We start from the raw sequence: 25054 nt of genomic DNA, 5'->3' as shown, positions 1-25054 counted from the left end.
TTTTTTGCGGGCCTGCCGTGCTAGAGGCATGCCGGCAATCTCCCCACGCCCGACGCTTCCCATAACAGTTGAATATTTGAGTCCTATGGCGAAATCACAGCGCACTGCAGTCGTTCTTGTCGCGGCCGGACGTGGCCTGCGCGCGGGCGCCGGTGGTCCCAAGCAATATCGAGAGATTGGCGGCGTGCCCGTGATCTACCGCGCCATGGAGGCCTTCAGCACCCACCCTGACGTGTTCGCCGTGCAGCCGGTGGTGAACCCTGACGACAGCGCCGTGTTCGCCGCAGCGGTCGCGGGCCTCAAGCATGAGGCGCCGACCAATGGCGGCGCGACGCGCCAGGCTTCGGTGTTCGCCGGCCTCGAAGCCCTCGCCAGGCACAAGCCCGACATCGTTCTGATCCACGACGCCGCGCGGCCCTTCGTCTCGGCCGGCGTGATCTCGCGCGCGATCGAGGCGGCAAGCCGCACGGGCGCCGCGATCCCCGTCGTTCCCGTCACCGACACCATCAAGATCACGAGCGAGAGCGGCGATGTCGAGGACACGCCGGACCGGGCGCGCCTGCGAATCGCGCAGACGCCGCAATCCTTTCGTTTCGATGTCATCCTCGACGCGCATCGTCGCGCCGCGAAGGACGGACGCAGCGATTTCACCGATGATGCCGCGATTGCCGAATGGGCGGGATTGACGGTTGCGACCTTTGAAGGCGATGTTGCCAATATGAAGCTCACCACTCCCGAAGATTTCGTGCGCGAGGAAGCGCGCCTGGCCAGCCTGCTCGGCGACATCAGGACCGGCACGGGCTACGACGTGCACGCCTTCGGCGAAGGCGACCACCTCATGCTCTGCGGCGTGCGCGTGCCGCACACCAAGGGCTTTCTCGCCCACTCCGACGGCGACGTCGGCTTGCATGCCCTGGTCGACGCCATCCTCGGCGCGCTCGCCGATGGCGACATCGGCTCGCACTTCCCGCCGAGCGATGCGAAGTGGAAGGGCGCCTCCTCCGACCAGTTCCTGAAATATGCCATCGAGCGCGTCACGGCACGCGGCGGCCGCGTCGCCAACCTCGAGGTCACCATGATCTGCGAGCGGCCGAAGATCGGCCCCCTGCGTGATGTCATGCGCTCCCGCATCGCCGAGATCTCCGGTGTCGACATCTCCCGCGTCGCGGTGAAGGCGACCACCAGTGAGCGGCTCGGCTTCACCGGTCGCGAGGAAGGCATCGCGGCCACCGCGAGCGCCACCATCCGCCTTCCCTGGAGCGCGTAAGGCCATGGGCGGCAGCGACGCACGCGCCCTCTCCCGCTCGCTGCTCGATCTGTGCCGGATGCGCAAACTGACGATCGCGACCGCCGAGTCCTGCACCGGTGGTCTCGTCGCCGGCGCCCTGACTGACATCCCCGGCTCCTCCGACGTCATCGACCGCGGCTTCGTCACCTATTCCAACGACGCCAAGCGCGCGATGCTCGGCGTCGAGGCCGGCACGCTCACCCATTTCGGCGCCGTCAGCAAGGAAACCGCGACCGCGATGGCGGTCGGCGCACTGGAGCGGGCCGGCGTCGATCTCGCGGTTGCCATCACCGGCATTGCCGGCCCCGGCGGCGCCACGCCCGGCAAGCCGGTCGGCCTCGTGCACTTCGCTGCCGCGGCGCGCGACGGTCGCATCATCCATCGTGAGCAGCGTTTTGGTGCGATCGGCCGCACTGCCGTGCGCCAGCGCTCGGTGGTCGAGGCGCTGCGCATGCTGATGGAGCTCGCCCGCGGGCCGCAAGCCGCGGCCAAGCCGCGTCGCGCCACCGCTGCGACAAGGCTTCGTCCCCGCGTCACGCGCTCGCCGCGCCGGCATGCCGTCAAGCGCAGACCGCCGCGAACGCCGCGCGGTTGAGGCGCTTTACGCCGCCGCCAGCAGCGCAGTCGCATGATCCAGCATGCGCTGCCTGACCGCATCGGGATCCGACGGCTTTACCTTCGCGCTGACGGTCAATTCCACCACAGGCGCGGCGGGATCGGCGGCGATCACCTTCGATACATTGACCAACGGTGCGGCCCGCTCGTCGACACGCGGATCGTCGCGCAACTTGAGACGCAACACTCGGGCAGGAACTGCCACGGGACCGCAGCGTTATGTCCAGTTTTCAAAAAGGCATGTCATTCTGTCGAATTCGATTTGGTTCGCACGCGCGAGCCATGTGACAGACCATCGTCGTCGAGTCTGATCTTGCGCTGGAAAATATTGGCGCAATAATGCCGCTCTACGTTGTGATCCGGAATCAACCGGACCAGCTTTGTGGAGGGCGACGGACGTGTTCGCTCGCGCCGCGGCCTCGACCGCTGTCATTGTCACTTTGGCCGCCTTTGATGGTGCGGCTGCGCAAACGGCGAACCAGCCGCCCGACACGATGGCGGCACGGGTCGAGGCCTGCACGCCCTGTCACGGCAACAAGGGCGAAGGCACCAGCGACGTCTATTTCCCGCGGCTTGCCGGCAAGCCATCAGGCTATCTCTACAACCAGCTCCTCGCGTTCAAGAGTGGGCGGCGGAAGTACCCGCCGATGAATTATCTGCTGGAATTCCTGACTGATCCGTACTTGCAGCAAATGGCAGAATATTTCGCGGATCAGCATCCGCCATTGCCGCCCGTGGCAGCGAACGATGCGAGCCAGGAGGTGCTGCAACGCGGTCAGTCACTGGTGTCGCGCGGCGATCCTCAACGTCAGATACCGGCGTGCGGCAGTTGCCACGGCCCGACCTTGACCGGAATGGAGCCGGGAATTCCGGGTCTGCTCGGACTGCGGCCGAACTACATCAGCGCGCAATTGGGAGCGTGGCGCTATGGCACCCGCACCGCGAAGGCCCCGGACTGCATGCAGCAGGTCGCTGCCCGACTCACCGAGGAGGACGTCACGGCGGTTGCGGCGTGGCTGGCGAGCCGTCAGGCACCCGTGAACCTTGCTCCGGTGCCGAAGGGCACGTACGTGCTGCCATTCGCCTGCGGAAGTGAATCGGATTGAGGAGACGGGGATGCGTTGGTGCTCACGAATCCTTGGCGTATGGCTGTTGCTCCTGGCGGGTTCGAGCGTCCAGGCGCAGCAGACCGGCCCTGGCGACGGCGACATCGTCGCGCGCGGCGAATATCTGGCGCGTGCGGGCGACTGCATTGCTTGCCACACAGCGCCCGAAGGCCGAACCTTTGCCGGCGGGCGTGCCATGCCGACACCCTTCGGGACTTTGTATTCGTCCAACATCACGCCGGATCGGGAGACCGGTATTGGCAAATGGACTGCAGGAGACTTTTACAAGTCGATGCATTACGGCCGTTTTCCGGACGGTGGATTGATGTATCCGGCAATGCCGTTCGCGTCCTACACCAAGGTCACGCGCGCCGATACCGATGCGATTTTCGCCTATTTGAAGTCGATTCCGCCCGTGAACCAGCGAAACCGTGAGCACGAGCTGCGATTTCCTTACGACAACCGCCAGCTCATCCTGGGCTGGCGCACGCTGTTCTTCAGCGAGGGCGAGTTCAAGCCCGATCCGACCAAATCGGCCGAATGGAATCGCGGCGCCTATCTGGTCGAAGGTCTCGGCCATTGCGGCATGTGCCATTCGCCGATCAACGCGCTCGGCGGCACGTCGCAATCGGACGCCTTCAAGGGCGGCCTGATCCCGATGCAGAATTGGTATGCGCCCTCCCTCACCTCCAACCGTGAGGCGGGTCTCGGCGATTGGAGCATCAAGGACATCACCGATCTGCTCCAGACCGGCATTTCCGCACGCGGCGTGGTCTACGGCCCGATGGCCGAGGTCGTGCACAATAGCCTGCAATATCTCAACGATGCCGACACCAAGGCGATGGCGGTGTACTTGAAGGGCATCGCGGAGGCCTCGTCGCCGCCGCCTCCGAGCACGACCTTGCCGAACACCGAGAGCAGCCTGCTGATCAGCCTCGGCAAGACCGTTTACGACAAGAATTGCGCGAGCTGCCATGGCATGCAAGGCGAAGGCAAGCCGCCGCACTGGCCACCGCTCGCCAACAACCAGTCGATCGAGATGCAGTCGGCGGTCAACCCGATCCGCATGGTGCTCAATGGCGGCTATCCGCCGGGCACCAAGGGCAATCCAATGCCCTATGGCATGCCGCCGTTCGCAGGCCTCCTCTCCGATAACGAGGTCGCCGCCGTCGTCTCCTACATCCGCACCGCCTGGGGCAATCGCGGCACGCCGGTCTCGGCGCGCGGGGCCAACGAGCTGCGCTCCGCACCGCTGAACTGAGAGGCGCCAGAGGTCCGTCATGTTCAACTCCGATCCGCCGACCAGCCCAGCCGCCGCCGAACAGGCCGTCGAAGAGGTCGTTGCCCAAGGACCATCAGGCGCGATCGTGCTCGCCGGCATCGCCACGGCCTGCGTGGTCGCGATGTGGCTGGCGTTCTATCTGTTCGTCTTCCTGCCGCGCGGATCGCTGCAATGAGTGCAGAGCAAGCCCATGGCAGCAGCGTCGAGGTCGCGGCCCGCGTCGAGCGGCGCTGGGCCACCATTGCAGTGATCATCATCGTGGCCATGGCGCTGCTGGCGGCGTTCGCCGGCATCCATCGCGCGACTATGCCGCAACCGCGCGTCGAGATCACCGATCCATCGCGCATTCATCTCTCCGGCGAATTCGTCGAGAGTAATCTCGGCAGCGTGCTGGAGGCCAATGGCAATGTGACCGTGCGCGCGATCGGTCAGCAATATTCCTTCACGCCGGCCTGCATCGTGGTGCCCGTGGATACGCCGATCACGCTACGCGCCACCAGCGCCGACGTCGTGCACGGCATCCTGATCCAGGGCACCAACGTCAACACCATGCTGGTGCCGGGCTACATCTCCGAGCAGTTGATGCGCTTTGCGAGAACCGGCGATTATCTGATGCCCTGCCAGGAATTTTGCTCCTTCGGTCATGAGGGGATGTGGGGCAAGGTCAAGGTGGTCGACAAAACCGACTTCGCGAACCGGGCCAAGGCTGGTGGGAGGCTGAGCTGTGTTGGTCAATAGGAAGCTCATTCTTGCCCATTTCTGGCTCGCTTTCGCGGTATTCGGCATCGCGCTGACGCTCGGCGCCTGGCAGATGTTCATTCGCAGCCCGATTGGCACGTGGCTGTCCAATCCCGAGCTCTATTACCGCTCGCTCACCGCGCACGGCACGGTGATGGGCTATGTGTTCCCGACCCTGGTCGCGATGGGCTTTGGTTATGCCATCAGCGAGTCCGCGCTGGAGCAGCGCCTGATCGGCGTGCGCTGGGCCTGGACCGGATTCTGGCTGATCGTTATCGGCAGCGTCATGGCGGTGATCCCGATCGCGCTCGGCCGTGCTTCGGTGCTGTATACGTTCTATCCGCCGCTGATCGGCAATTTGTTTTACTATCTCGGCGTCGTACTGGTCGTCGTCGGCTCCTGGATCTGGGTCGCGCTGATGTCGATCAATCTGCGCGTCTGGCGCAAGGCCCATCCCGGCGCGGCGGTGCCGCTCGCGATGTTCGCCAATGTCGCGGGCTCTTATTTGTGGGCCTGGACCGCAGTCGGCGCCGCGCTCGAGCTGCTGCTGCAGATCATTCCCGTCGCGGCGGGGCTAAAGAACACGATCGATGCCGGCTTGGCGCGCGTGTTCTTCTCCTGGACACTGCACGCCATCGTCTATTTCTGGCTGATGCCGACCTACATCGCCTATTACACCATCGTGCCGCGCGCGATCGGCGGCCGTGTCTATTCCGACACCATGGCGCGGATCTCCTTCATCCTGTTCCTGGTGGTGGCGATGCCGATCGGCATGCACCACACCTTTGCCGATCCGCAGGTCGGCGCCGGCTTCAAGTTCATCCATTCGGCTTTCACGGCGCTGGTCGCGCTGCCGACGCTGCTGACCGTGTTCACGATCTGCGCCTCGGTCGAGATCGCGGCGCGCTTGCGTGGCGGCCGCGGCCTGTTCGGCTGGATCGGGGCCCTGCCCTGGGACAATCCGATGATGCTGGCGCTGGCCTTCTCGTTCATCATGCTCGGCTTCGGCGGCGCCGGCGGCCTCATCAACATGAGCTATCAGCTCGATGCGTCGATCCACAACACGCAGTGGATCACCGGCCATTTCCACCTGATCTTCGGCGGCGCCATCGTGATCATGTATTTTGCGATCGCTTATGATCTGTGGCCGCACCTCACCGGGCGCGAGTTGATCGACATCCGCCTGATCCGCACCCAGCTCTGGCTGTGGTTCATCGGCATGATCGTCACGACCTTCCCGTGGCACTGGGTCGGTATTCTCGGCATGCCGCGCCGCATGGCCTATTTCGATTTCGGCGATCCCGCCATCGCGCCGCAGGCGCTCTCGGTCACGTTCTCCGCCATCGGCGGCTTCGTCCTGCTGGCCTCGGGCATCATGTTCATCGTGATCCTGGCCCGCGGCATGCGTGCGCCGCAGATCGATGCCGGTGCTTATCGTTTTGCGCTGGCCGTGCACCAACCGACAACCGTGCCGGTCGCACTCAACACGCATGCCCTGTGGGTGGCGCTGATGATCGCGCTCACCATCACCAATTACGGCTATCCGATCCTCAACCTCGCGACCACGGCGGGAACGTCGGTACCGGCCGTTTATGTGGGAGCGCAGTGATGAGCACCCGCGACCTCTTCACATTCAGCAATCGCCATTTCACGATTGGCGTCGGCATCACCGCAGCGATCCTGGTTGTCACTGCGATCGCCGGCTTCGTCGTGCTGCCCTTCGCACAGCCGTGGGTCCGGTTCGCCAATGTCTGGGATGCGATCTGTAGCGCGGCCGGCGTGGCGCAGCGAGCAGCAAATGTCACAACGCCCGACCAGCCAAAACGCCTGTCGGAGGTCGTGCTGACCTCGCGCACGCTGTCGCGCCCGAGCCAGGAGGCAATCGGCCGCGGCGCGACGCTGGCGCAGCGCTGCGCGATCTGCCACGGCCCGACCGGCATCAGCCGTGCGGATTCGCCCAACCTCGCCGGGCAATATGCCGCCGTGATCTACAAAGAGCTGCACGATTTCCGCTCCGGCGCGCGCGCCAATGCGGTGATGTCGCCGTTCGCCGTCAATCTGACCGACGAGGAAATCGCCGATCTCTCGAACTATTATGCCTATCTGCCACGCCTTCCGGCCTACCACCCGACGCCGCAGCTACCCAAACCCAACATCGTCATCTACGGCGCCCCGATGCGCGGCATAGCGCCTTGCGGTTCCTGCCATGGCAGCCTCGACAACAAGACCGGCAGCCCGTGGCTGGAGGGACAGTCCGAGGCCTACATGAAGGCCCAGCTCCAGGCGTTTGCCTCGAGCGAGCGCCGCAACGATATCAGCCAGCAGATGCGCAATATCGCCCGCGCCATGACCTCGCAGGAGATCGAGGCCGCCGCGGCGTATTACGCCTCGCAGCCACCGGACATCGTAAAGGCGGTGGATTGATCAGGACGACGCCGGCTTTGGCCGGCCATAGATCGCGTCCGCGCGCTTCTCGAACGCGGTGGAGAATCGAGCAAACGCAGCATCGAACATCGAGCCCATCAACATCGCCAGCATGCGGCTCTTGAATTCATAAGCGAGGAAGAAACCGACATCGCAGACGCCCTCACCCTCCTGCTGGCCTTTGGGCTCGAATGTCCAGCGGTTTTCCAGATTACTGAACGGACCTTGCAGATATTCGACCAGGATTTTCAGATTGGCGCGATCGAGCGTCACGCGGCTGGTGAAGGATTCCTTGACCAGCTTGAACGACACCGTCATGTCCGCGACCAGCACCTCGGTGCCATCGGGCTTGGCCATACGCTGGCGAATCTTCAGCGCGCTGCACAGCGGCACGAATTCCGGGTAGCGCTCGACATCGGCGACCAGGTCAAACATCTCGGACGCGCTGTGATTGACACGGCGCTTGCTCGAAAATTTAGGCATGGCGATTCAACGGGCAGTCGCAGCCCGCGCGGCCTTCAGTCTCGCAAAGTCCTCGCCGGCATGATGCGACGAACGGGTGAGCGGGCTCGCCGACACCATCAGGAAGCCCTTGGTGTAAGCGACCTTTTCGTAAGAGCTGAACTCGTCCGGCGGCACATAGCGCATCACGGCGTGATGCTTGCGGGTCGGTTGGAGATATTGCCCGATGGTGAGGAAGTCGACGTCGGCGGAGCGCAGATCGTCCATCACCTGCTGCACCTCGTGGCGCTCCTCGCCGAGACCAACCATGATGCCGGACTTGGTGAAGATGGTGGGATCGAGCTCCTTGACCCGCTGCAGCAGCCGGATCGAGTGGAAATAGCGCGCCCCAGGCCGCACCGTGAGATAGCGCGACGGCACGGTCTCGAGATTGTGGTTGAAGACGTCAGGCTTCGCCGCGACGACGACCTCAAGCGCGCCTTCCTTGCGCAAAAAGTCCGGCGTCAGGATCTCGATCGTGGTCGAGGGACACGCGGCCCGGATCGCGCGAATGGTCTGGGCAAAGTGCTCGGCGCCGCCGTCAGCGAGATCGTCGCGGTCCACGGAGGTGATGACGACGTGGGCGAGCCCCAGCTTGGCGGTCGCCTCGGCAACATTTTGCGGTTCGGCCGCATCCAGAGCATTCGGCAGCCCGGTCTTGACGTTGCAGAAGGCGCAGGCACGGGTGCACGTGTCACCCATGATCATGAAGGTCGCGTGCTTCTTGTCCCAGCACTCGCCGATATTCGGGCAGCCCGCCTCCTCGCAAACCGTGTGCAGGCCGTTGGACCGCACGATGTTGCGGGTGTCGGCGTAGCCGCGGGTATTGGGGGCGCGTACGCGAATCCAGTCCGGCTTCGGCGGCGAAGCGGAATCGGGGCGATTCACCTTTTCGGGGTGACGTGGGCGCAGCGGGTTCGTGACGGTGTCGACAATAACGACCATGGGGTGTCCGGTCTGTTCACATCCTACCTAGTCGGTCTCGCCACGCATCGCAACCCGGCTCGCGCCGCTTCAGGGAACATGGCAGATATAGGCAATATCCTGCTCTTTTCTCTGGCGATTCTCACCTCGAATGCCTCCAACCTCGAAAGCCTCTATTCCACGGCTCGGCAAAGCTCTGAAGCGGGCCTTTTTCGACCGCGACGTCCGTGAGGTCGCGCGCGACCTGATCGGTGCGACCATGTTGGTCAACGGTGTCGGCGGGACGATCGTCGAGGTCGAGGCCTATCATCATACCGAGCCGGCGGCACACTCCTACAATGGCCCGACGCCGCGGAACCAGATCATGTTCGGGCCGCCCGGCTTTGCCTATGTCTACCGCTCCTACGGCATCCACTGGTGCGTGAACTTCGTCTGCGAGGAGGCAGGCTCCGCCAGTGCCGTGCTGATCCGCGCGCTGGAGCCGACGCATGGCCTAGCTGCGATGCGCCGCCGCCGCCATCTTCAGGAGGTGCATGCGCTGTGCTCGGGCCCAGGCAAGTTGACCGAGGCCCTCGGCATCACCATCGCGCACAACACCCTGCCCCTGGACCGGCCGCCGATCGCATTGCATGCGCGGACAGAGGATGTCGAGGTGGCGACGGGCATCCGCATCGGCATCACCAAGGCCGTCGAACTGCCCTGGCGCTACGGCGTCAGGGGCTCGAAATTCCTCAGCAAGCCGTTTCCGAAATGATCGTCATTCCGGGGCGATGCGCAGCATCGAACCCGGAATCACGAGATTCCCCGGTGCGCAATTGCGCGCCTGAGGTCTGGTCCTTCGGACCATCCCGGAATGACAACGAGGCTACGAGGCCTGCTTCAGCCGCTCCAGCGCTTCGAGCAGCTTGGCCTTGCGAGCCAGCGCCGCCTCGCGCTTTTCGCGCTCCTCCTCGACGACCTCTTCGGCCGCGTTGGCGACGAATTTTTCGTTCGCGAGCTTCGACTCCGCGCGCTTAATGTCGGCGTCAGCCTTGCCGATCTCCTTGTCGAGACGCGTGCGCTCGGCGGCAACGTCGATCACGCCCTTCAGCGGCAGGGCTGCGACCTCACCGCGCACGAGGAGCTGAACCGCACCGTCGGGGGCGCGGTCCGCGAAGGAGATGTCGGAGAGCCGCGCCATGCGCTTGATGACGTCGGTCCAGCGCGGCGCGCGCTCCCTGGTCTCGGCGGAGGCGCCCGCGAGCACGAGGGCCGTCAGCGTTGCCGGCGGAATGTTCATCTCGGCGCGCACCGAGCGGATCTGCGTGACGAGGTCGATCACCCAGCCGATCTCGGCTTCCGCCTTGGGATCGGTGAAGTCGGCATGATCGAAGATCGGCATCACGAACGCCGGCGAGATCAGCGGATCGGTCGGCCCTGCGGCTGCCGCAAGCATCGCGAGTTGCTCCGGCGTCGGCCCGGACGGCTTCAGCGGCCACGGCGCCAGCGCGAGCAGGCCGTCGCGCTTGGCCGTCACCTCCCACAGCTCCTCGGTGATGAAGGGCATGAAGGGGTGCAGCAGCTTCAGGATCTCGTCGCGCGCCCAGGCGACCATCGCCCGGGTCTCATCCTTGGCGGGGCTGTCGGCACCGAGTAGCACGGGCTTCGCAAGCTCGACATACCAGTCGCAATAGACGTTCCAGACGAAGCGGTAGATCGCGCCGGCGGCGTCGTTGAAGCGATAGGCCTCGATCGCCTCGGTCACCTCGCGCGTGGTGTGCGCGCTCTCATGCGCGATCCAGCGGTTGAGCGTCTCCTTGGCCTTGGCCGGCTCGAATCCTTCCGGCACCGCGCAATGGTTCATCTCGGCGAAGCGGGATGCGTTCCAGAGCTTGGTCGCGAAATTGCGGTAGCCTTCGACACGGCTGGTGGCGAGCTTAATGTCGCGTCCCTGCGCCGCCATCGCGGCCAGCGTGAAACGCAGCGCGTCCGCGCCGTATTCGTCGATCAAGTTGAGCGGATCGATGACGTTGCCCTTCGACTTCGACATCTTGGCGCCCTTCTCGTCACGGACGAGCGCGTGGATGTAGATGGTCGAGAACGGCACCTCCTTCATGAAGTGCAGGCCCATCATCATCATGCGGGCGACCCAGAAGAAGATGATGTCGAAGCCGGTGACCAGCGCATTGGTCGGGTAGTAGCGCTTCACCTCGGGTGCATCTTCGGGCCAGCCGAGCGTCGAGAACGGCCACAGCGCCGAGGAGAACCAGGTATCGAGCACGTCCTCGTCACGGGTGATGAAGCCCTCGCGCTTGTTGCGGTCGAGCGCCATCTCGCGGCCCTGCTCGGCTGTGATGACCTCCTGCTCGACGTAGTAGCCGAGCGCGTGGCTGATCGCCTCCTCCTCGGTCTCCGCGACGAACACTTTGCCGTCGGGGCCGTACCAGGCCGGGATCTGATGGCCCCACCACAGCTGGCGCGAGATGCACCAGGGCTGGATGTTCTCCATCCACTCGAAATAGGTCTTTTCCCAGTTCTTCGGCACGAACGACGTTTCACCCGAACGCACCGCCGCGATCGCGGGCTTGGCCAGCGTCTTGGCGTCGACGTACCACTGGTCGGTCAGATACGGCTCGATCACGCTGCCCGAGCGATCGCCATGCGGCACCATGTGGGTGTGCGGTTCGATCCGTTCGACGAAGCCGAACGATTCCAGTCGCTCGACGATGCGCTTGCGAGCAGCGAAGCGGTCGACCTTGTTGAACTCTTCGGCGAATTGCGAGGCGCCCTCCGGCAGGTCGCGCAGATAATCCTCATTGTCGAGGAGATCGAGGCAGCCTTCCTTGTCGAGCACGCTGATGCGGCGCAGGCCGTGGCGATTGCCGACCTCGAAATCGTTGAAGTCGTGGGCCGGCGTCACCTTGACCGCGCCCGAGCCCTTTTCCGGATCGGAGTATTCGTCGGCAACGATCTTAATCTTGCGACCGACCAACGGCAGGATAACGTTCTTGCCGATGAGCTTTTGGTAGCGCTCGTCCTCGGGATGCACGGCAACGCCGGTGTCGCCAAGCATGGTTTCCGGTCGCGTCGTCGCAACGACGATGAAGGTCGTGGGATCCTCGGGGCTGAACGTCTTGCCCTCGATCGGATAGCGCAGATACCAGAGGTTGCCCTTGATCTCGGTCTGCTGCACTTCGAGGTCGGAGATCGCGGTGAGCAGCTTGGTGTCCCAGTTCACCAGCCGCTTGTCCTTGTAGATCAACCCATCGCGGTGCAGCTCGACGAACACCTTGATGACGGCCTTCGACAAGCCCTCGTCCATGGTGAAGCGTTCGCGCGACCAGTCACAGGACGCACCGAGCCGCTTGAGCTGGTTGATGATGGTGTCGCCGCTCTCGGCCTTCCACTGCCAGACCCGCTCGAGAAACTTCTCGCGGCCCATCTCGCGGCGGCCGGGCTGCTGACGCTCCATCAGCTGCCGCTCGACCACCATCTGAGTGGCGATGCCGGCATGGTCGGTACCTGGCTGCCACAGCACGTCGCGGCCGCGCATGCGCTCGAAGCGGCACAGGATGTCCTGCAGCGTGTTGTTGAGGGCGTGCCCCATATGCAGCGACCCCGTCACGTTCGGTGGCGGGATCACGATGGTGAAGGGCACCGCGTCGCGGCGGTCAGGACGGCCGGCCTTGAAGGCACGGCTGTCCTCCCAGACGACGGACATGCGGGCTTCGATATCGGAGGGCTGGTAATTTTTCTCGATCATGGGCTGCTAGAAAGCCGCGCGGGCGGGTCAAGTCAACGAAAAGGTCGACAGAAAGGGGGCAGCGGAAGGCGCCGCGGCAAATCCGCTTCCCCGCCCGTTCGGAACGGCCGAATATAATGCTTAAGCTCGGCTTAATGAGGGCCCCCGGCCCCTACCGGCCGCCGCGCGAGACCCGCTCGATTTCGGCCTTCACGATGCGCTCGACGAGGCCCGGCAGATTGTCGTCGAGCCAGGATTTCAGCATCGGGCGCAGCATCTCCTTGACCAGATCCTCCAGCGTCCGCGCATTGCTGCTGAGCACCGTGTGGGCCAGGGAGTTGAAGGCGGATTCGACGGCCGAGACCGTCGATTGCGCCAGGATCGGCTGCTGCGGCGGCAGCTGTGGCGTGTCGAAATCCACCGGCGCATAGGACGGTGCGGGCGTTGGACGGGACGGCGGCGCTTCGGCGAATTCGAGATCGTCGCGCGGCTCGACCTTGCGGAAGCTTGGTGGTGGCGGCGCCGGCGTCGGCGCGGGATCCATCGCCATCTCGTCGGTCAGCTCGAGCACATCGGGTTCGGGCTCAGGCTCGGGTTCCGGCGCTCGTACCTCAGGCGCAGGCGTGGCCTCGTCGAGCCCCGCCAGCAGCGCGTCGATGTCGTCCTGGCTGTTGGGCTCGGCATCCGCCGCAGGTGGCGGCGCCGGCGCGGGCTTCGCGGCTGGCGGAGGTGCAGGCTTTTCGGCAGCAGGTTTTGCAGGCGCGACCTTGGATGGCGGAAGGTCGGCCATCGCCTGCGGCTTTGGGGTGGGCGCGGCGGGGGCCGGTGCGGTCTTCGCAGCCTCGGCTGGCGGCGGCTTGGCCTCATCATCGGCAATGATGCGCCGGATCGAGGCCAGAATCTCCTCCATGGAGGGTTCTGTGACCTTTGCAGGCTGCGTCATCTCCGACTCCACATCATCAACGCCCTCGCATGCGTTGTTTTACACCAAGCACGACAGGATTGGCCGGTTCCGGATGTGTGCCCCGACATTTTCGTCGCGACAGCCAGACTTGTCCCCAGATCACAGCTCTACGTGAGGCGGTGCGCCCCTGCCCCGTCACTCAAGCATTACGCATGCAACATCGAATGCGGGGCGAATCGACCCGCGGCTTCTTGGCAAGGCTATGTCAGGGATTTTGATGATTGCAAGCAAAGCACCGGTTGGCCTTGGCAGTTTGCGAGGCCAACCGGAGGACTACGGGACTCAGCGTCCGTCAGGCGTGCGCACGCCGGCCCAGCTGTCGCGGATCTGCTGGTAGTGCACGCTCGGATCGTAGACCGTGGTGTTGAGGCCGAGCACCTGCGGTGCGAGGCGGCCGACCGCGTTGAGCACTGAATAGGACGCCACCACGCGGTCATGCTGGGCAGTGACGAGCGCAACGCGCGCGTTGACCAGCGCCTGCTGCGCGTTGAGAACGTCGAGCGTGGTGCGCTGGCCAGCCTTGGCTTCTTCGCGCACGCCGTTCAGCGCGATCTCAGACGCCGTGACTTGCGCCTGCGCGGACTGAACCTGCGCTTTGCCGGCTTCCAACTGCCCCCAGGCCTGCACAACGTTGGCGCGGGTCTGATCGCGGGTGGTTTCGAGATTGAGACGCTGCTGCGCCAGGTTTTCCTTGGACTGGCGGATCAGCGCATATTCAGCGCCGCCCTGAAAGATCGGAATGGAGGCCGTCGCAATGGCGGACGCGGTATTCGTCCGGAAGACGCTCAACGTCTGTTGATAGGCCGTGCTGACACCAGCCTGGACCGTGACCGTCGGCAGCAGCGCGCCTTCGTTGATCTTGACCTGGAGATAGTTGACGTCGATGCCATACATCGCAGCCGTGACGCTGGGGTTCTCCACCAGGCTGAGATTGACCGCGGAAGCGATCGAGATGGGCAGAAAGCGATCGACCGGCGAGCCCGGAGCAAGGTTCGCTGGCTCGTTGCCGATGATCCGGCGGAAGTTCGCGCGCGTCGTCGTGAGATTCGATTCGGCGGTCAGGGCCTGCGTCTTGCCGGCAGCCAGCTGCGCTTCGGATTGCGCCACGTCCGTGCGTGTGACCTCGCCGACATTGAAGCGATCACGCGTTTGCTTGAGCGTCTGCTCGAGCACGCGCACGTTGCTGCGCTGAACTTCGAGCGTTGCCGAATCACGCAGGTAGTCCATGTAGGTCGTGGCGGCCTGCAGCAAGACCGTCTGCTCGAGCACACGCAATGCCTCACGTGCTCCCGAGACCTGGCTCTCCGCCGCACGCGTCTTGTTGGCAGTCTGATTGCCGTTATAGAGCGTCTGGTTGACGGTCAGTCCCGCACTGTTGGACTGGAGGACGCCATTGAATGGCGTCGACTTCTGCAATTGCTGGATTTCCTGATACTGATATCCGGTGCCGAGAGTCACATTGACCTTGGGCCGATATCCCGACAGCGCTTGCGGCACGTTCTCGTCAGTCGAGCGCACCTGGGCGCGCTGTGCGTTGAGCTGCGGATTGTTCTGATAGGCGCGCACCAGCGCGGCCTCGATCGTATCCGCCAAGGCAGGCGTCGGCCCGGCAAGCGCCGTCAGGAGGACCGAAACCGCTGCTCCGGTGAAGAACTTCACCCCATGCATCCCAGAAAATCCGTTCATTCTCACGCCAGACTCGTGCCCGCGAGCCTGGTTACCGTATCCGAGTGGAGTCGTTGCCCCGAAGCAACATAGGACGCGGCCGAGCGCAACGGAACTACCTCCGGGTAGTTCACAGCGGAAACTCTTCACGTGCAGCATCCCGGCCACACTTCTGATTCAGAACGGGATTTTAACGGGGGGGTTCCGGCCGTCAGAAGACGAAGGCTGCGGCCCGTTCCAGCCCTGGCAGCACCGGGGCTGCGGCGTCGAACAGCGGCCGGTGGCCGAATTCGCCGTGGGAACGGGTCACGATCATAGCCCGCGACGGCCGCGATTCGGCCGAGACGCCCACCAGCCGTCCGCCCTCCCTGAGCTGGCCGAACAATCCTTCCGGCGTCATTTCGGTGGCGCCATTGAGGACGATCACGTCATAGGGCGCGGCAGATGGGTCGCCTTCGGTACAGGCCGCAGACTTGCAGGTCACGTTGGCGAGCCCGAGCGAGGCGAAGCCGTCCTTGGCTTTCGCGACCAGAGCGGAATCGCTTTCCGTTGCCGTGACTTGGCGTGCAAGCCTGGCAGTCAGCGCAGCGAGGTAACCGGTTGCGCAGCCGACGACCAGCACATTGTCGCCCTCGCCGATCTCGGCAGCCTGGAGCAGCTTGCCGGTCAGCTGCGGCTTGATCAGGAAGCGCTTGGCGCCGCCCTCGCTGACATCAAGGTCGATGTCGAGATAGGCCAGCGCCTGCCGGGTCGCGGGCACGAATGCCTCACGGGGAACCGTGAGCATGGCATCGAGAATGCGGCGATCGGTGACGTCATTGGTGCGCACCTGGCCATCGACCATTTTTTGGCGCGCGGTCGAGAAACCGGACATTTGCGGACCCTGCATGGCGGACGATGCCGCGGAGATGAGTTGGCGGCATCTTTGGAACAGGCTCCACGAAAACGCAACACGTCCGTTCGCCGGTCAGCCCCGGGCGATGCCGATGCGAGAATCGCGGCGAAATGCCCTATTCGATGGTGACGGCAAGGCGCCCGATCAAGGCCGCCACTTCGTCCAGCCGCGCCGAGTCGGGGGTCTCGACCGCACGGGCGAGACAGGCCAAGCACTCATCGTCGCTTAGCTCCGGAAGATCCGCCGGCAGAATCGAGGGGGCCAGGTGGGCACGGTCGATCTGGATGTCGGGCATGGGAATCAGCTCCGTAAGAGTCCGGCCACCCAAGCTCGGTTTCAATTGAGTCGATTTGGTGCCGCAGCCGCACACATCCACTTGAATGCGATTCTTCGCGCGGCTCGGGCACCGGGACGCTAGGAGATCAATCGAGCGACATCGCTCGCCACATTAATGTGCGCTAGCAAATCTTTGGAATTAAAGCGGAATTTGGCTCCCCGGGCTGGATTCGAACCAGCGACCATCCGATTAACAGTCGGATGCTCTACCGCTGAGCTACCGAGGAAAAGGCGAACCTGTCGTTCGCGCGCGGCTGCGTATAACAAAGCCGATTGCGCTTGCAAAGGACGAATTCGCCGTCATCCGCAAAGCATCGAGGAAGGGCTTACCGGGCCCCTTCCTCGAGGGCAGATCAGGTCCGGGCTATTCCGCAATGAAAGACGTGGTTTTCGTGCCGGGATCATAGCGCAGCCGAAGCGCGGTCATCTTGCAGAGGTTGACGTTCTTCCAGAGCACGGCCTCGTCGTAGTTCTGCCAGTCGACGCGGATGTTCCAGACACAGCCCTCGTCGTCCTCGTCGAACTCGACATAAGTGCTGGCCTGGTTCTGCAAAACCTTGTCCAGTTCGTTGTCCCATTCGTCCAGGCCATCGTCCGGCGCGTTGAAGCCCAGGAATTTAATGGCGTAGCCGGTCTCGTTGACAACGGTGACGTTGCGGGCATCGGCCGCGAACGACGACGCGGCGGCGATCGCAAAACCGATCGCAATCAGTCCAGACAGAAAATACTTCATGTGAAATTCTCCGGATCGAAACAGGCTCCGGCGCCTGACGTCGATCGGCGCAGGCGCCTCGGCAACGAATGACGTTGCCTTGAAAGCTTCGTCCGGAGCGTGATCGAGAGGTTCGACGCACTCTCGATCGGCGCTCCGGCTCGTTGCGCGACGCGAGACGCGAGACGCACAACGAGCCAGTTCATATCGTTTCGAATTCTCCGCAGCAATGAACCGGCATTCATAGATCGGCGGCGTTTGTTTTCTCTGGCGCTGGCGCCGGCACGGCGGCGCCATTGCTCTTGCCGGTCACTGCGCCGACCAGCGCCTTCACGGGATCGTCGCCCGGCGCAAAGCCGCTCTGGCGCAGGATCTCGTCGATCATCGGACGCAGCGCGTGCACCTTGAGAAGCTCGCCGGCGAGCCCCTCGCCGAAGCCGACGCCGCCGCCCGCCGCGCCATTGCCGCCGCCGAACGCGCCGCCCGTATGAAGGATGCGAACGTCCTTGAGGTTGGCGATCGGCTTGACCATCTCGGCCAGCGCCGACGGCATCGTCTCGATCCGCTTCTTGGCGATCTCGAAATCGATGACGTTGGCGCCGAGCTTGTTCTGCGCCTCGTTCTTCATGGTGATGACGGCTGCCTCGGCTTCACCGATGTTGCGGACACCGACCGCCTTGATCTTGTTGGACTCGGCTTCTGCGGTCGCGAGCGTCTTGACGGCCTCGGCGCGGTCGAGCGACGCCTTCTTCTCGGCTTCGGCCGCGACGATCAGCTCGGTCGATTTGCGCTCGGCCTCGGTGCGGGCGGCGAGCACCTGGGTCAGACGGGCGCGATCTGCAACCTCGACGGCGCGCGCGGTGACGACCTTTTCCTCGGCAGAGACGGCGAGCGCTTCCGCGGTCTTGGCGTCGGCCACGGCTTCCGAGGTCTGCTTGCTCTTGGCGGCGATCTGGATCTCGTTCTCCTGCGTCGCGATCTGGATCTCGCGCTGGGCGTCGGTCTTGCGCTTGTTGATGGCCAGATCCGACTCGATCACCGCGGTTTCCTTGACCTGCTTGGCGCCGGCCTCCTTCTCCGCGACGGCACGGTCGGTATCGATGCGGGCGTTCTCCTCGGTCAGGCGCGCGGTCTGTGTCGCAGTTGCGACTTCAGCCCGGGTGCTCGCGGTCTTGTTGGCGATGTCGCGCTCCTGCGACAACTCGGCCTCCTTCTTGGTCCGCTCGATCGTCAGCGTCTGCTGGCGCGCCTCGAGGTCTTTCTGGGCGATCGCGACCTCATTGTCGCGTACGATGGCGTTGCGGTCGCGCCGACGGGTCTCGGTGATGGTCTTGAGCTGGGTGAGACCTTCGGCGTCGAAGAAGTTTTCGGGGTTGAAGAACTTGACGTCGGTCTGGTCCAGCTTGGTCAGCGACACCGACTCCAGCTCGAGGCCGTTCGACTTGACGTCGGACTCGACCGTGGACTGCACGTGCTTGACGAAGTCCGAGCGCTTCTCCTGGAGCTCCAGAATGGTCATGGTCGCGGCGACCGAGCGCAGGCCGTCGACGAATTTCGCCTCGACCTGGTTGCGCAGCGCTTCCGCATCGTTGGTCAGCGCACCCAGCGTCTGGCTCGCCAGCGCAATGCTCTCCTCGTCGGGGCGGACGCGCACATAGAATTCGGCGACGATATCGACGCGCAGACGATCCTTGGTGATCAGGGATTCCCGCTCCTTGCGCTCGACCGTCAGCCGCAGCGTCTTCAGGTTGATGCTGCCATAGGAATGGAAGATCGGCAGGATCATGGCGCCGCCGTCGAGCACGACCTTCTTGCCGCCGAGGCCGGTACGAACGAAGGCTTCGTCGCGCGTGGCGCGTTTATAGAGGATGGTGAAGATGATCCCCAGGACAACGATCAGCGCGACGCCGATCATGGCCGGGACTGCGATGTCGAACATGACTTTCTCCGCTAATGGACTTGCTGGCTTAGAGTGGCTTTGGACGGTTTGAGTTCATCGTCGGCCTTCACCGCGACGAAACGGGTGTCGGCGCGATCGACCAGGAGGACCAGGGTTCCCTGGGGCAATGGTGCCGAGTCGGGCGCCGCGACGGCCTGCACGAAGTGCCTGTTACCGTGAACGTCGGCGACGCTGACGCGGCCGGGCGGCCCCTGGTCGAGCGGACCGACGACGACCTCCCCGACGCGGCCGACGAGATCGCCAAGACCGACCGCGTAGCTCTCGTCCTTGGGAATGATCCGCGCGATACCGCTGCTGGCGGCGCGGACCAGCGGCACCGAGACGACGACCGCCGCAAGCGAGGCGAGTGAGGCCGGCAAGGGGCCGGCCACCATCCGCGCGACGTCCTGGATCAGAAAGCCGGTGATGGAAAACGCGCCGAGCGCCAGCAGCAGGAAGATCAGCAGCGGCACGCCGCCGACATTGATCCAGGAGATGGCGTTGATGACGCCGTTATCACTGGGATGGCTGAAATCGATGCTGGTGCCGAGCATCTCGCTCAGCGAGGCCCCGACCAGCATCGTCACCACTTCGAGCGTGCCGACGATGAGGATCATGGCCGCTGCGATCGCGAACGGCCTGACCTCAGGCGACATGACGTGTTCGAGCAATGCGCTCATGACACGAACCTCAGGAGCGCGACTTCAACCGCGCGAGCCTCGCCGCAATCTCCTTGTTGCGATGCAGCGCGCTGAGCTCGTCGATGTCGCTGGAATACGGGATGCCCGGCGGCACGCCGGTGACCCTCGCTACCGCCCTGCCCGCCCGCAGCGCCTTCGACGCCGCGGACGCGCCGCCACGTTTGCGCGGCGATGTCGAGGCCTGGTGGCTCGCAGCCGCCTCGCTCTTTTCGAGATCGACACGGCGCAGCTCGGCGTCCTGCAGCGCCGACAGCACCGCGCGCAGCGAGGTGACGCATTGCTCGATCTTCTCGTTGTTCTCGTCGATGGCGCGGGAGAGCACCTCGAACTGCGCCTCCAGATCCATCTGCCGCGCGATGCCGGCGCGGGCGAGATCGTCGCGGCTGTCGGCGATCGCGCCCTCGATCTTGACGGCGAGATCGGTCATCTCGCGTTCGATCTCGGTGCGGCGCGCGTTGAGGCGGTATTCCTCGGCCCGCGCGGCGGCGAGCGCATCACGCGCCTCGCTCTCGGCGCGCTCGATCTCGCGGATGGCCTGGCCGACCACTTTCAGCTTGTTGTTGCCCTCCGCCTGCTCGATCGCGTCATAGGCGATGCCGGCGATCAAACGTCCGACCCGGGACAGGAAATTCTCGGGAGCGGCTGCGATGGTATCCATAGCGTTCTCCTCCTCTGGCAGACTGTTCGGCGTAACGCCGTAGTGAACCTCGAAACCGTCGTCGGTACGGATCAGGTGCGCGGGCACGCTCTGTCCCCAGCCTTCCGCGTAGCCGACATAGTCGAAAGGCACGCTGAAGCGTCCCTGCACGGTTGAAATCGAAATGGTCGCCGGGCCCTTGATCTTGGCGAGCTTGTCGTCGAGCGGCAGGCGGCGCCCCTGCGCAGCGTGATAGTCGGCGCGGTCGCGCAGACCCAGCGTCACCAGCCGCGAGGGCAGCGCGGTCTCTTTCCTGATCGGCTCGTAGGCATGGGCGTGCAGCAGCACCACATTGGAACCCACATTGTGGGTCCGCGCGACCTCATCCAGGATCTCCATCATGCGGTCATAGGCCCTGAACGTCGCCTCCATCGCAGCCCTGGCGGCCGGGTCAGGGGCTAGCCTGTAACGCAGCGCCGATGGCGCATGTCGGGGCGACGGGCTCATGAAAAGCACTAAAGCACCATTTTGGTGCTTTACAAGAGGGGAGCTTGATCACGTTCCACTGATCCAAGGGCATTTATGGATTAGTCGCTGTCGCCTGGAGCCGCGTTCAAGTCGGGCCATCACTCCCAAATCACCGCAGATCAAGACTTCTTGCACGCGCGGGTTGCAATTTTACGGAAAATCCACGCGGGTCCGGAACACGAGTGATGTGACGCGCCTACCTTTCCACGCCATCGTTGCGAGGAGCCCTTCGCGACGAAGCAATCCCGGCGACTTGCGCGACCTGCGCCGATATCCGCCGTTCAACAGCTTGTCCGCAGCATATCCACAGCCGCGTCCGATCCAATTTGTGCCAGCACCGCAAAGCACTTGCTGCGCACAAATCCACAAGACATCCGCTCAGCCGCCGGCCTGGTCGAACACGGCGCGGCAAGCCTCGCTCAGGCTGGAGCGGTTGCGGCGCAGGCACGCCGTGATCGCCTTGACGTTGGGGATTTCGCCGGCGCAGAGCCGGTAAACGTCGGGCGTGCAGGCCCGGCGCTGCTCCGGGGTGCCCTGCTGCGCCTGGGCGGTGGAGGCGAACAGCGTGAGGAACAGGCCGACCGTCGAGGCGCGTCGCGCCCGGCTCCTCACACCTGCAAACCGCAAGAACCTCGCCTTCATGACCAGTCTCCTGTCTGCCCTTGCCCGCCCGGCCCGCGTTGGCCGGCCCGGGCAAAGAGGTAGGCGGAATAAATCTCGGGAGATGTGATCTCTTTCACACTGGCGGGACGGCGGAGGAACCTAGAGTTCCCACGGGGATTTTTCAGAAATCGCTAACCAAACGGGTCCTGATCGCCTGATCGTTAAAATGCGATCGATCGGCTCAATCGGGAAACAAGCCGTCTTTGCGACAGTGCGCCATCCGTGGTCCGGAGGGTGTGATGAGCGAAGCCGAATTCAATTTGATGCTGGATGCCGTCCGCGACGCCATGATTCATGACAATTTCGCGCCCTCGGTGGAGGAGGAATTCGTGTCCCGCTCGTGGAGCTTCGACGCGATGTCCAAGAAAACGCCAAGGGCCGCAAATGACAATGAGGGCGCTTGGCCCCTGCTGCCCTTTCCGGACGGCTGGTACGCCGCCTGCTGAGACCTCGTCGGTCGGGCTGATGTAACGCCGCGGCTCGCGGGGTTGCCTAAACCGCTGATCCCCTATATTGCTCCGCCCTCGTTGAGGCCACGTGGCGGAGTGGTTACGCAACGGTCTGCAAAACCGTGTACACCAGTTCAATTCTGGTCGTGGCCTCCATCACAACTCCCTGATATTTCGATATAAATTGATCCCGGCGCCGACTCCGTCGTGCCCGCTGACGTAGGTTTCCGCGATGCGCTCTCACCGGGTTTGCCCGGAGGGCGTTGGAAACCCCCGATTCAGGTCGTTTGGCATAACCTTCGCATCAGCTGGGTGATGCAGTCCCAACAAACGAGCGCTGGAGAGCACGTGGGCGAGATCGTCCGATTTATCCCGAAGTCCGAGTTGGAGCGGGCTCGCCTCATACGTGAGGCGCGCGCGATCTATGACAGCATCTTCCCACCGTCCGTACCCGGCCAGGTGCCGCACGACGGCGAGGGGCGGGTCAAGACCTAGTCGCAGAGCTCAAGCCTTCCTGTCGCCGGCTCCGCCGAGATAAAGGTCGAGAATCTCCTCGGTCGTGCCGGCTGCTGTCATCTGTCCCTCCTGCAGCAGGATGGCGCGGTTGCAGGTGCTCTTGATCAGGTCGACGTCGTGCGAGGCCAGCACCAAAATGCCGGCGCGGGCCACGATCTCGTCGAGCCGCTGCCGCGCCTTTTTCCGGAACTGCTGGTCGCCGACACCGATCCATTCGTCGAGCAGCACGATCTCGCCTTCGACGGCGGTGGCGACCGCGAAGATCAGGCGCAGCATCATGCCGCTGGAATAGGTGCGTAGCGGCAGGTCGAGCCGGTCGCCAAGCTCCGTGAACTCGGCGATCTCCGCGCGCCGTGCGTCGATCTCGGTGCGCCGTGCGCCGATCACGAGACCGCGGCGCATGATGTTCTCGTAGCCGGTCGCCTCCTCGTCAAAGCCGGCCGACAAGTCGAACAGGGACAGGCAGCGGCCGAGCACATCGATGCTGCCTGCGGTCGGATGGTAGATGCCGGCCAGCACCCGCAGCAGCGTGGTTTTCCCAGCACCGTTGGCGCCCACGATGGCAACGCGGTCACCGGCGCGAATGTCGAGGTCGATGCCATCAAGCGCGGTGACGATGTGCGGACGCGCTGCCTCGCGGCGCAGCGTCACGGCGCGAACGAAGCGGCTGCGCAGCGATCGGTCGCGAAACGACAGCACCGGGAATGTTACCGAGACGTTACGCAGCACGATATGGGCTGTGGTGCTCATCCCGCCCCTCACAGCCAATACGCCACGCGGCGGCGATATTTTGCGTAGCACACCAGCCCGACGGCTGCGGTGGCGAGCGCGTAAGTCAGGCCGAGCAGCCATTGCTCCGCATCCATCGGCTGCGACAACAGCGGCCTGCGCACCAGATCGAGCAGCGCTGCGAACGGATTGACCCGCGTGAGCCAGGCAAAGGCGGTGCCGCGCACGCTGTCCTCGGTCCAGATCACGGGCGTGAGGAAGAAGACGAATTGCAGGCCACTCACGATCGCCGAGCCGATGTCGCGAAAGCGCGCGCAGAGCATGCCGAGCGCGACCGCGCCGCCGAGCAGCACGACCAGCAGGATGGCGAAGCCGGGCAGCACAAGCAGCATGGTCCAGTGCAGCGGCCAGGGTATCACGGCATAGAGCATGACGATGATGAGGAGGTGATGGGCGAAGATCAGCACGTTGCGCGCGATCATCTGCAAGACGTGCACGATCAGCGGCGCCGGCACCGCCTTGATCAGATGGCCGGAGGCCACGAAGATGTTGGATCCTTCCTGGAGCGTCGTGGCGACGAGGGTCCAGACGATCAGGCCGACAGCGAAAGACGGCAGGAAGCCGGCGATGTCCTGCTTGAACAGCGCCGCATAGACCGTGCCGACGCTTGCGATCGTCGCCGCCAGCGTCAGCGTGATCCAGAGCGGTCCGATCACGGTTCGCCGGTAGCGCAACGAGATGTCCATCAGGGCGAGTGTGCCCCAACGATCGAACTGCGCCGCCTGGGCCAGGATCTCCTTCGCTGCGCTCTGAATTCGGCTGCCCCTTCTGGTTTCCGGATTGTCGAACGTCGCGATGACATCGCGGAGCAACGGACCTGCCGGCCAGTGGTCTGTATCTTCCCACTCCGGGCCGAGCAATCAACCGTACGGACGAGATCGGCTGAAGTCAGGACCGTTTGCGGCGGCGGAAATCGCGCCGGTGGCCTTTTGGCGCCGGCTTTGGCGCCAGTTCCGGTATCTCGGCCTGAACCTCGCGGTAGCGAGCCAGCATCCGTTCAAAGCTGGCGTTGAGCGTCTCGGCGATGTCCGGGCGCCGCTCGAGGCCGGCCAGCAGTGTCGCGGCGGCTTCAATGGTGGACAATCCGTCCTTGCGCGGCTCGCGGCGCAGCCGCCCATAGCGCGACGGGTGCGCCGGGTTGAGGATGACGCGCTGGCATTTCAGCATCCAGGGATTGCGCCACCATAGGGCCTTGGCCTGGCTCCAGGTGCCGTCGAGCAGCACCACGCCTTCGAGCTTGCCGAGAATGCCGCGCTGGTTGTCAGCGACCTCGCCCTTGCGGTTGAGCGCGACGATCTCGCCCTCGGCCTCCAGGTCGGCGGCGCGGGCCGAGCCGAGATAGAGCACGGCCCAGTGCGAGGCGTTCTCGATCGGGTGCCCCAGGGCCTTGGACAGGCTCGGCCAGGACAGACCGACCCGCACCGTGGCGTCCGCAAAATGCTTCGCCAGCAGCCGTGCGGTGCCGAGCGCCCTGTCCTGCTCCTGCGGATGCTGCAGGATCAAGAGCTCGAGACGATTTTCGATCGGCGAGACACTGTCGCAGATGCACAGCGGCATCGGCTTCTGGCAGTGTGGACATTCGGGAATAGGCTCCGGCGCTGCGGCCGCTGTTTCAGCTGGGTTCGACATGATCGCCGCTATACGCTTCGCACGGCGGTTCA

Annotated in this window: 27 protein-coding genes and 2 tRNA genes; 12 read left to right on the top strand and 17 right to left on the bottom strand. The window is 64.3% G+C overall.

What is annotated here, in order from left to right; all coding sequences use genetic code 11:
* Positions 1-85 precede the first annotated feature (85 nt).
* Positions 86-1267 (top strand): bifunctional 2-C-methyl-D-erythritol 4-phosphate cytidylyltransferase/2-C-methyl-D-erythritol 2,4-cyclodiphosphate synthase, encoded by a 1182-nt coding sequence (locus JQ587_RS27895; protein WP_212427431.1) that lies wholly within the window; start codon positions 86-88, stop codon positions 1265-1267.
* A gap of 4 nt (positions 1268-1271) precedes the next feature.
* On the top strand, positions 1272-1883 hold the full coding sequence (locus JQ587_RS27890; protein ID WP_212302177.1) for a CinA family protein: 612 nt from the start codon (positions 1272-1274) through the stop codon (positions 1881-1883).
* A 6-nt stretch (positions 1884-1889) separates the two neighbouring features.
* On the opposite strand, the gene JQ587_RS27885 is transcribed toward JQ587_RS27890, so the two are convergent.
* Entirely contained in the window at positions 1890-2090 is a 201-nt protein-coding gene (locus JQ587_RS27885) for a hypothetical protein (protein ID WP_249154549.1), read from the bottom strand.
* A gap of 211 nt (positions 2091-2301) precedes the next feature.
* Here JQ587_RS27885 and JQ587_RS27880 point away from each other — a divergent pair, with 211 nt between their 5' ends.
* Genes JQ587_RS27880 through JQ587_RS27855 form a run of 6 tightly spaced genes read left to right on the top strand, consistent with a single transcriptional unit; the run spans position 2302 to position 7453 of the window.
* Complete coding sequence (locus tag JQ587_RS27880; RefSeq protein WP_212427430.1) at positions 2302-3009, top strand: c-type cytochrome; 708 nt, start codon at positions 2302-2304, stop codon at positions 3007-3009.
* Between the two features lie 10 nt (positions 3010-3019).
* A complete protein-coding gene (locus JQ587_RS27875) occupies positions 3020-4270 on the top strand; it encodes a cytochrome c (RefSeq protein WP_212427429.1) in 1251 nt (416 codons plus the stop codon).
* Positions 4271-4289: 19 nt separating this feature from the next.
* Positions 4290-4466: a hypothetical protein gene (locus JQ587_RS27870; RefSeq protein ID WP_212427428.1), complete on the top strand. Its 177-nt coding sequence runs from the start codon at positions 4290-4292 to the stop codon at positions 4464-4466.
* Positions 4463-5029, top strand: a complete 567-nt coding sequence (locus JQ587_RS27865) for a cupredoxin domain-containing protein (RefSeq protein ID WP_212302174.1) — start codon at positions 4463-4465, stop codon at positions 5027-5029. The genes JQ587_RS27870 and JQ587_RS27865 overlap by 4 nt, the downstream gene beginning before the upstream one ends.
* Complete coding sequence (locus JQ587_RS27860; RefSeq protein WP_212427427.1) at positions 5016-6638, top strand: b(o/a)3-type cytochrome-c oxidase subunit 1; 1623 nt, start codon at positions 5016-5018, stop codon at positions 6636-6638. The genes JQ587_RS27865 and JQ587_RS27860 overlap by 14 nt, the downstream gene beginning before the upstream one ends.
* On the top strand, positions 6638-7453 hold the full coding sequence (locus JQ587_RS27855) for a c-type cytochrome (protein WP_212427426.1): 816 nt from the start codon (positions 6638-6640) through the stop codon (positions 7451-7453). The genes JQ587_RS27860 and JQ587_RS27855 overlap by 1 nt, the downstream gene beginning before the upstream one ends.
* Here the strand turns inward: JQ587_RS27855 and JQ587_RS27850 are convergent, their stop codons facing one another.
* Positions 7454-7936 (bottom strand): type II toxin-antitoxin system RatA family toxin, encoded by a 483-nt coding sequence (locus JQ587_RS27850; protein ID WP_212427425.1) that lies wholly within the window; start codon positions 7934-7936, stop codon positions 7454-7456.
* A gap of 6 nt (positions 7937-7942) precedes the next feature.
* A complete protein-coding gene (gene lipA / locus JQ587_RS27845; protein ID WP_212427424.1) occupies positions 7943-8899 on the bottom strand; it encodes a lipoyl synthase in 957 nt (318 codons plus the stop codon).
* Positions 8900-9029: 130 nt separating this feature from the next.
* Here lipA and JQ587_RS27840 point away from each other — a divergent pair, with 130 nt between their 5' ends.
* Positions 9030-9632, top strand: a complete 603-nt coding sequence (locus tag JQ587_RS27840; RefSeq protein WP_212302169.1) for a DNA-3-methyladenine glycosylase — start codon at positions 9030-9032, stop codon at positions 9630-9632.
* Positions 9633-9743: 111 nt separating this feature from the next.
* On the opposite strand, the gene JQ587_RS27835 is transcribed toward JQ587_RS27840, so the two are convergent.
* The 11 genes from JQ587_RS27835 to JQ587_RS27785 all read right to left on the bottom strand — a co-directional run bounded on the left by JQ587_RS27835 (position 9744) and on the right by JQ587_RS27785 (position 21618).
* Complete coding sequence (locus JQ587_RS27835) at positions 9744-12620, bottom strand: valine--tRNA ligase (RefSeq protein ID WP_212427423.1); 2877 nt, start codon at positions 12618-12620, stop codon at positions 9744-9746.
* A 151-nt stretch (positions 12621-12771) separates the two neighbouring features.
* Positions 12772-13542: a PopZ family protein gene (locus tag JQ587_RS27830; RefSeq protein WP_212427422.1), complete on the bottom strand. Its 771-nt coding sequence runs from the start codon at positions 13540-13542 to the stop codon at positions 12772-12774.
* Positions 13543-13845: 303 nt separating this feature from the next.
* Positions 13846-15231 (bottom strand): TolC family outer membrane protein, encoded by a 1386-nt coding sequence (locus tag JQ587_RS27825; protein ID WP_212427475.1) that lies wholly within the window; start codon positions 15229-15231, stop codon positions 13846-13848.
* A gap of 208 nt (positions 15232-15439) precedes the next feature.
* Entirely contained in the window at positions 15440-16102 is a 663-nt protein-coding gene (locus JQ587_RS27820) for a protein-L-isoaspartate O-methyltransferase family protein (protein ID WP_212427421.1), read from the bottom strand.
* Between the two features lie 136 nt (positions 16103-16238).
* A complete protein-coding gene (locus JQ587_RS27815) occupies positions 16239-16418 on the bottom strand; it encodes a hypothetical protein (protein WP_212302165.1) in 180 nt (59 codons plus the stop codon).
* A 193-nt stretch (positions 16419-16611) separates the two neighbouring features.
* Positions 16612-16686, bottom strand: a tRNA-Asn gene (locus tag JQ587_RS27810).
* Between the two features lie 137 nt (positions 16687-16823).
* The gene (locus JQ587_RS27805) at positions 16824-17192 is read right to left on the bottom strand and encodes a hypothetical protein (RefSeq protein WP_212427420.1); all 369 of its coding nucleotides are present in this window, start codon (positions 17190-17192) and stop codon (positions 16824-16826) included.
* Between the two features lie 220 nt (positions 17193-17412).
* Positions 17413-19110 carry a flotillin family protein gene (locus JQ587_RS27800; RefSeq protein ID WP_212302163.1) on the bottom strand — a complete coding sequence of 566 codons (1698 nt, stop codon included), beginning with the start codon at positions 19108-19110 and terminating at the stop codon, positions 17413-17415.
* Between the two features lie 11 nt (positions 19111-19121).
* Complete coding sequence (locus JQ587_RS27795; protein WP_212427419.1) at positions 19122-19790, bottom strand: OB-fold-containig protein; 669 nt, start codon at positions 19788-19790, stop codon at positions 19122-19124.
* Between the two features lie 10 nt (positions 19791-19800).
* Complete coding sequence (locus tag JQ587_RS27790) at positions 19801-20964, bottom strand: PspA/IM30 family protein (protein WP_212427418.1); 1164 nt, start codon at positions 20962-20964, stop codon at positions 19801-19803.
* A gap of 390 nt (positions 20965-21354) precedes the next feature.
* Positions 21355-21618 (bottom strand): hypothetical protein, encoded by a 264-nt coding sequence (locus JQ587_RS27785; protein WP_212302161.1) that lies wholly within the window; start codon positions 21616-21618, stop codon positions 21355-21357.
* 260 nt (positions 21619-21878) lie between these two features.
* Between JQ587_RS27785 and JQ587_RS27780 the strand changes: the two genes are divergently transcribed.
* The 3 genes from JQ587_RS27780 (at position 21879) to JQ587_RS27770 (ending at position 22583) form a co-directional block, all read left to right on the top strand.
* A complete protein-coding gene (locus tag JQ587_RS27780) occupies positions 21879-22085 on the top strand; it encodes a hypothetical protein (protein ID WP_212302160.1) in 207 nt (68 codons plus the stop codon).
* An 85-nt stretch (positions 22086-22170) separates the two neighbouring features.
* Positions 22171-22244: transfer RNA gene (locus JQ587_RS27775), tRNA-Cys, on the top strand.
* A gap of 192 nt (positions 22245-22436) precedes the next feature.
* A complete protein-coding gene (locus JQ587_RS27770) occupies positions 22437-22583 on the top strand; it encodes a hypothetical protein (protein ID WP_212302159.1) in 147 nt (48 codons plus the stop codon).
* Between the two features lie 9 nt (positions 22584-22592).
* Here JQ587_RS27770 and JQ587_RS27765 read toward each other — a convergent pair whose 3' ends face one another.
* From JQ587_RS27765 to JQ587_RS27755, 3 genes are all read right to left on the bottom strand, one after another.
* Complete coding sequence (locus JQ587_RS27765; protein ID WP_212427417.1) at positions 22593-23354, bottom strand: ABC transporter ATP-binding protein; 762 nt, start codon at positions 23352-23354, stop codon at positions 22593-22595.
* An 8-nt stretch (positions 23355-23362) separates the two neighbouring features.
* Positions 23363-24205: an ABC transporter permease gene (locus tag JQ587_RS27760; protein WP_249154547.1), complete on the bottom strand. Its 843-nt coding sequence runs from the start codon at positions 24203-24205 to the stop codon at positions 23363-23365.
* Positions 24206-24281: 76 nt separating this feature from the next.
* Complete coding sequence (locus JQ587_RS27755) at positions 24282-25022, bottom strand: tRNA-uridine aminocarboxypropyltransferase (RefSeq protein ID WP_212302157.1); 741 nt, start codon at positions 25020-25022, stop codon at positions 24282-24284.
* Between the last annotated feature and the right edge of the window lie 32 nt (positions 25023-25054).

Origin of the sequence: Bradyrhizobium manausense (genome assembly GCF_018130615.1) — a bacterium.
Lineage (GTDB): Bacteria > Pseudomonadota > Alphaproteobacteria > Rhizobiales > Xanthobacteraceae > Bradyrhizobium > Bradyrhizobium manausense_A.
Note: the sequence above shows the minus strand (reverse complement) of the source record. Positions and strands in the feature narration are given on the sequence as shown.

What these genes read in the sequence shown, in the direction of transcription:
- JQ587_RS27820 (WP_212427421.1), bottom strand. Translation starts at nt 16,102, where the DNA reads ATGTCCGGTTTCTCGACCGCGCGCCAAAAAATGGTCGATGGCCAGGTG.
- JQ587_RS27795 (WP_212427419.1), bottom strand. Translation starts at nt 19,790, where the DNA reads ATGAGCGCATTGCTCGAACACGTCATGTCGCCTGAGGTCAGGCCGTTC.
- JQ587_RS27835 (WP_212427423.1), bottom strand. Translation starts at nt 12,620, where the DNA reads ATGATCGAGAAAAATTACCAGCCCTCCGATATCGAAGCCCGCATGTCC.
- JQ587_RS27855 (WP_212427426.1), top strand. Translation starts at nt 6,638, where the DNA reads ATGAGCACCCGCGACCTCTTCACATTCAGCAATCGCCATTTCACGATT.
- JQ587_RS27840 (WP_212302169.1), top strand. Translation starts at nt 9,030, where the DNA reads ATGCCTCCAACCTCGAAAGCCTCTATTCCACGGCTCGGCAAAGCTCTG.
- JQ587_RS27780 (WP_212302160.1), top strand. Translation starts at nt 21,879, where the DNA reads ATGAGCGAAGCCGAATTCAATTTGATGCTGGATGCCGTCCGCGACGCC.
- JQ587_RS27895 (WP_212427431.1), top strand. Translation starts at nt 86, where the DNA reads ATGGCGAAATCACAGCGCACTGCAGTCGTTCTTGTCGCGGCCGGACGT.
- JQ587_RS27875 (WP_212427429.1), top strand. Translation starts at nt 3,020, where the DNA reads ATGCGTTGGTGCTCACGAATCCTTGGCGTATGGCTGTTGCTCCTGGCG.
- JQ587_RS27865 (WP_212302174.1), top strand. Translation starts at nt 4,463, where the DNA reads ATGAGTGCAGAGCAAGCCCATGGCAGCAGCGTCGAGGTCGCGGCCCGC.
- JQ587_RS27870 (WP_212427428.1), top strand. Translation starts at nt 4,290, where the DNA reads ATGTTCAACTCCGATCCGCCGACCAGCCCAGCCGCCGCCGAACAGGCC.
- JQ587_RS27755 (WP_212302157.1), bottom strand. Translation starts at nt 25,022, where the DNA reads ATGTCGAACCCAGCTGAAACAGCGGCCGCAGCGCCGGAGCCTATTCCC.
- JQ587_RS27830 (WP_212427422.1), bottom strand. Translation starts at nt 13,542, where the DNA reads ATGACGCAGCCTGCAAAGGTCACAGAACCCTCCATGGAGGAGATTCTG.
- JQ587_RS27805 (WP_212427420.1), bottom strand. Translation starts at nt 17,192, where the DNA reads ATGAAGTATTTTCTGTCTGGACTGATTGCGATCGGTTTTGCGATCGCC.
- JQ587_RS27825 (WP_212427475.1), bottom strand. Translation starts at nt 15,231, where the DNA reads ATGCATGGGGTGAAGTTCTTCACCGGAGCAGCGGTTTCGGTCCTCCTG.
- JQ587_RS27850 (WP_212427425.1), bottom strand. Translation starts at nt 7,936, where the DNA reads ATGCCTAAATTTTCGAGCAAGCGCCGTGTCAATCACAGCGCGTCCGAG.
- JQ587_RS27815 (WP_212302165.1), bottom strand. Translation starts at nt 16,418, where the DNA reads ATGCCCGACATCCAGATCGACCGTGCCCACCTGGCCCCCTCGATTCTG.
- JQ587_RS27785 (WP_212302161.1), bottom strand. Translation starts at nt 21,618, where the DNA reads ATGAAGGCGAGGTTCTTGCGGTTTGCAGGTGTGAGGAGCCGGGCGCGA.
- JQ587_RS27800 (WP_212302163.1), bottom strand. Translation starts at nt 19,110, where the DNA reads ATGTTCGACATCGCAGTCCCGGCCATGATCGGCGTCGCGCTGATCGTT.
- JQ587_RS27890 (WP_212302177.1), top strand. Translation starts at nt 1,272, where the DNA reads ATGGGCGGCAGCGACGCACGCGCCCTCTCCCGCTCGCTGCTCGATCTG.
- JQ587_RS27765 (WP_212427417.1), bottom strand. Translation starts at nt 23,354, where the DNA reads ATGAGCACCACAGCCCATATCGTGCTGCGTAACGTCTCGGTAACATTC.
- lipA (WP_212427424.1), bottom strand. Translation starts at nt 8,899, where the DNA reads ATGGTCGTTATTGTCGACACCGTCACGAACCCGCTGCGCCCACGTCAC.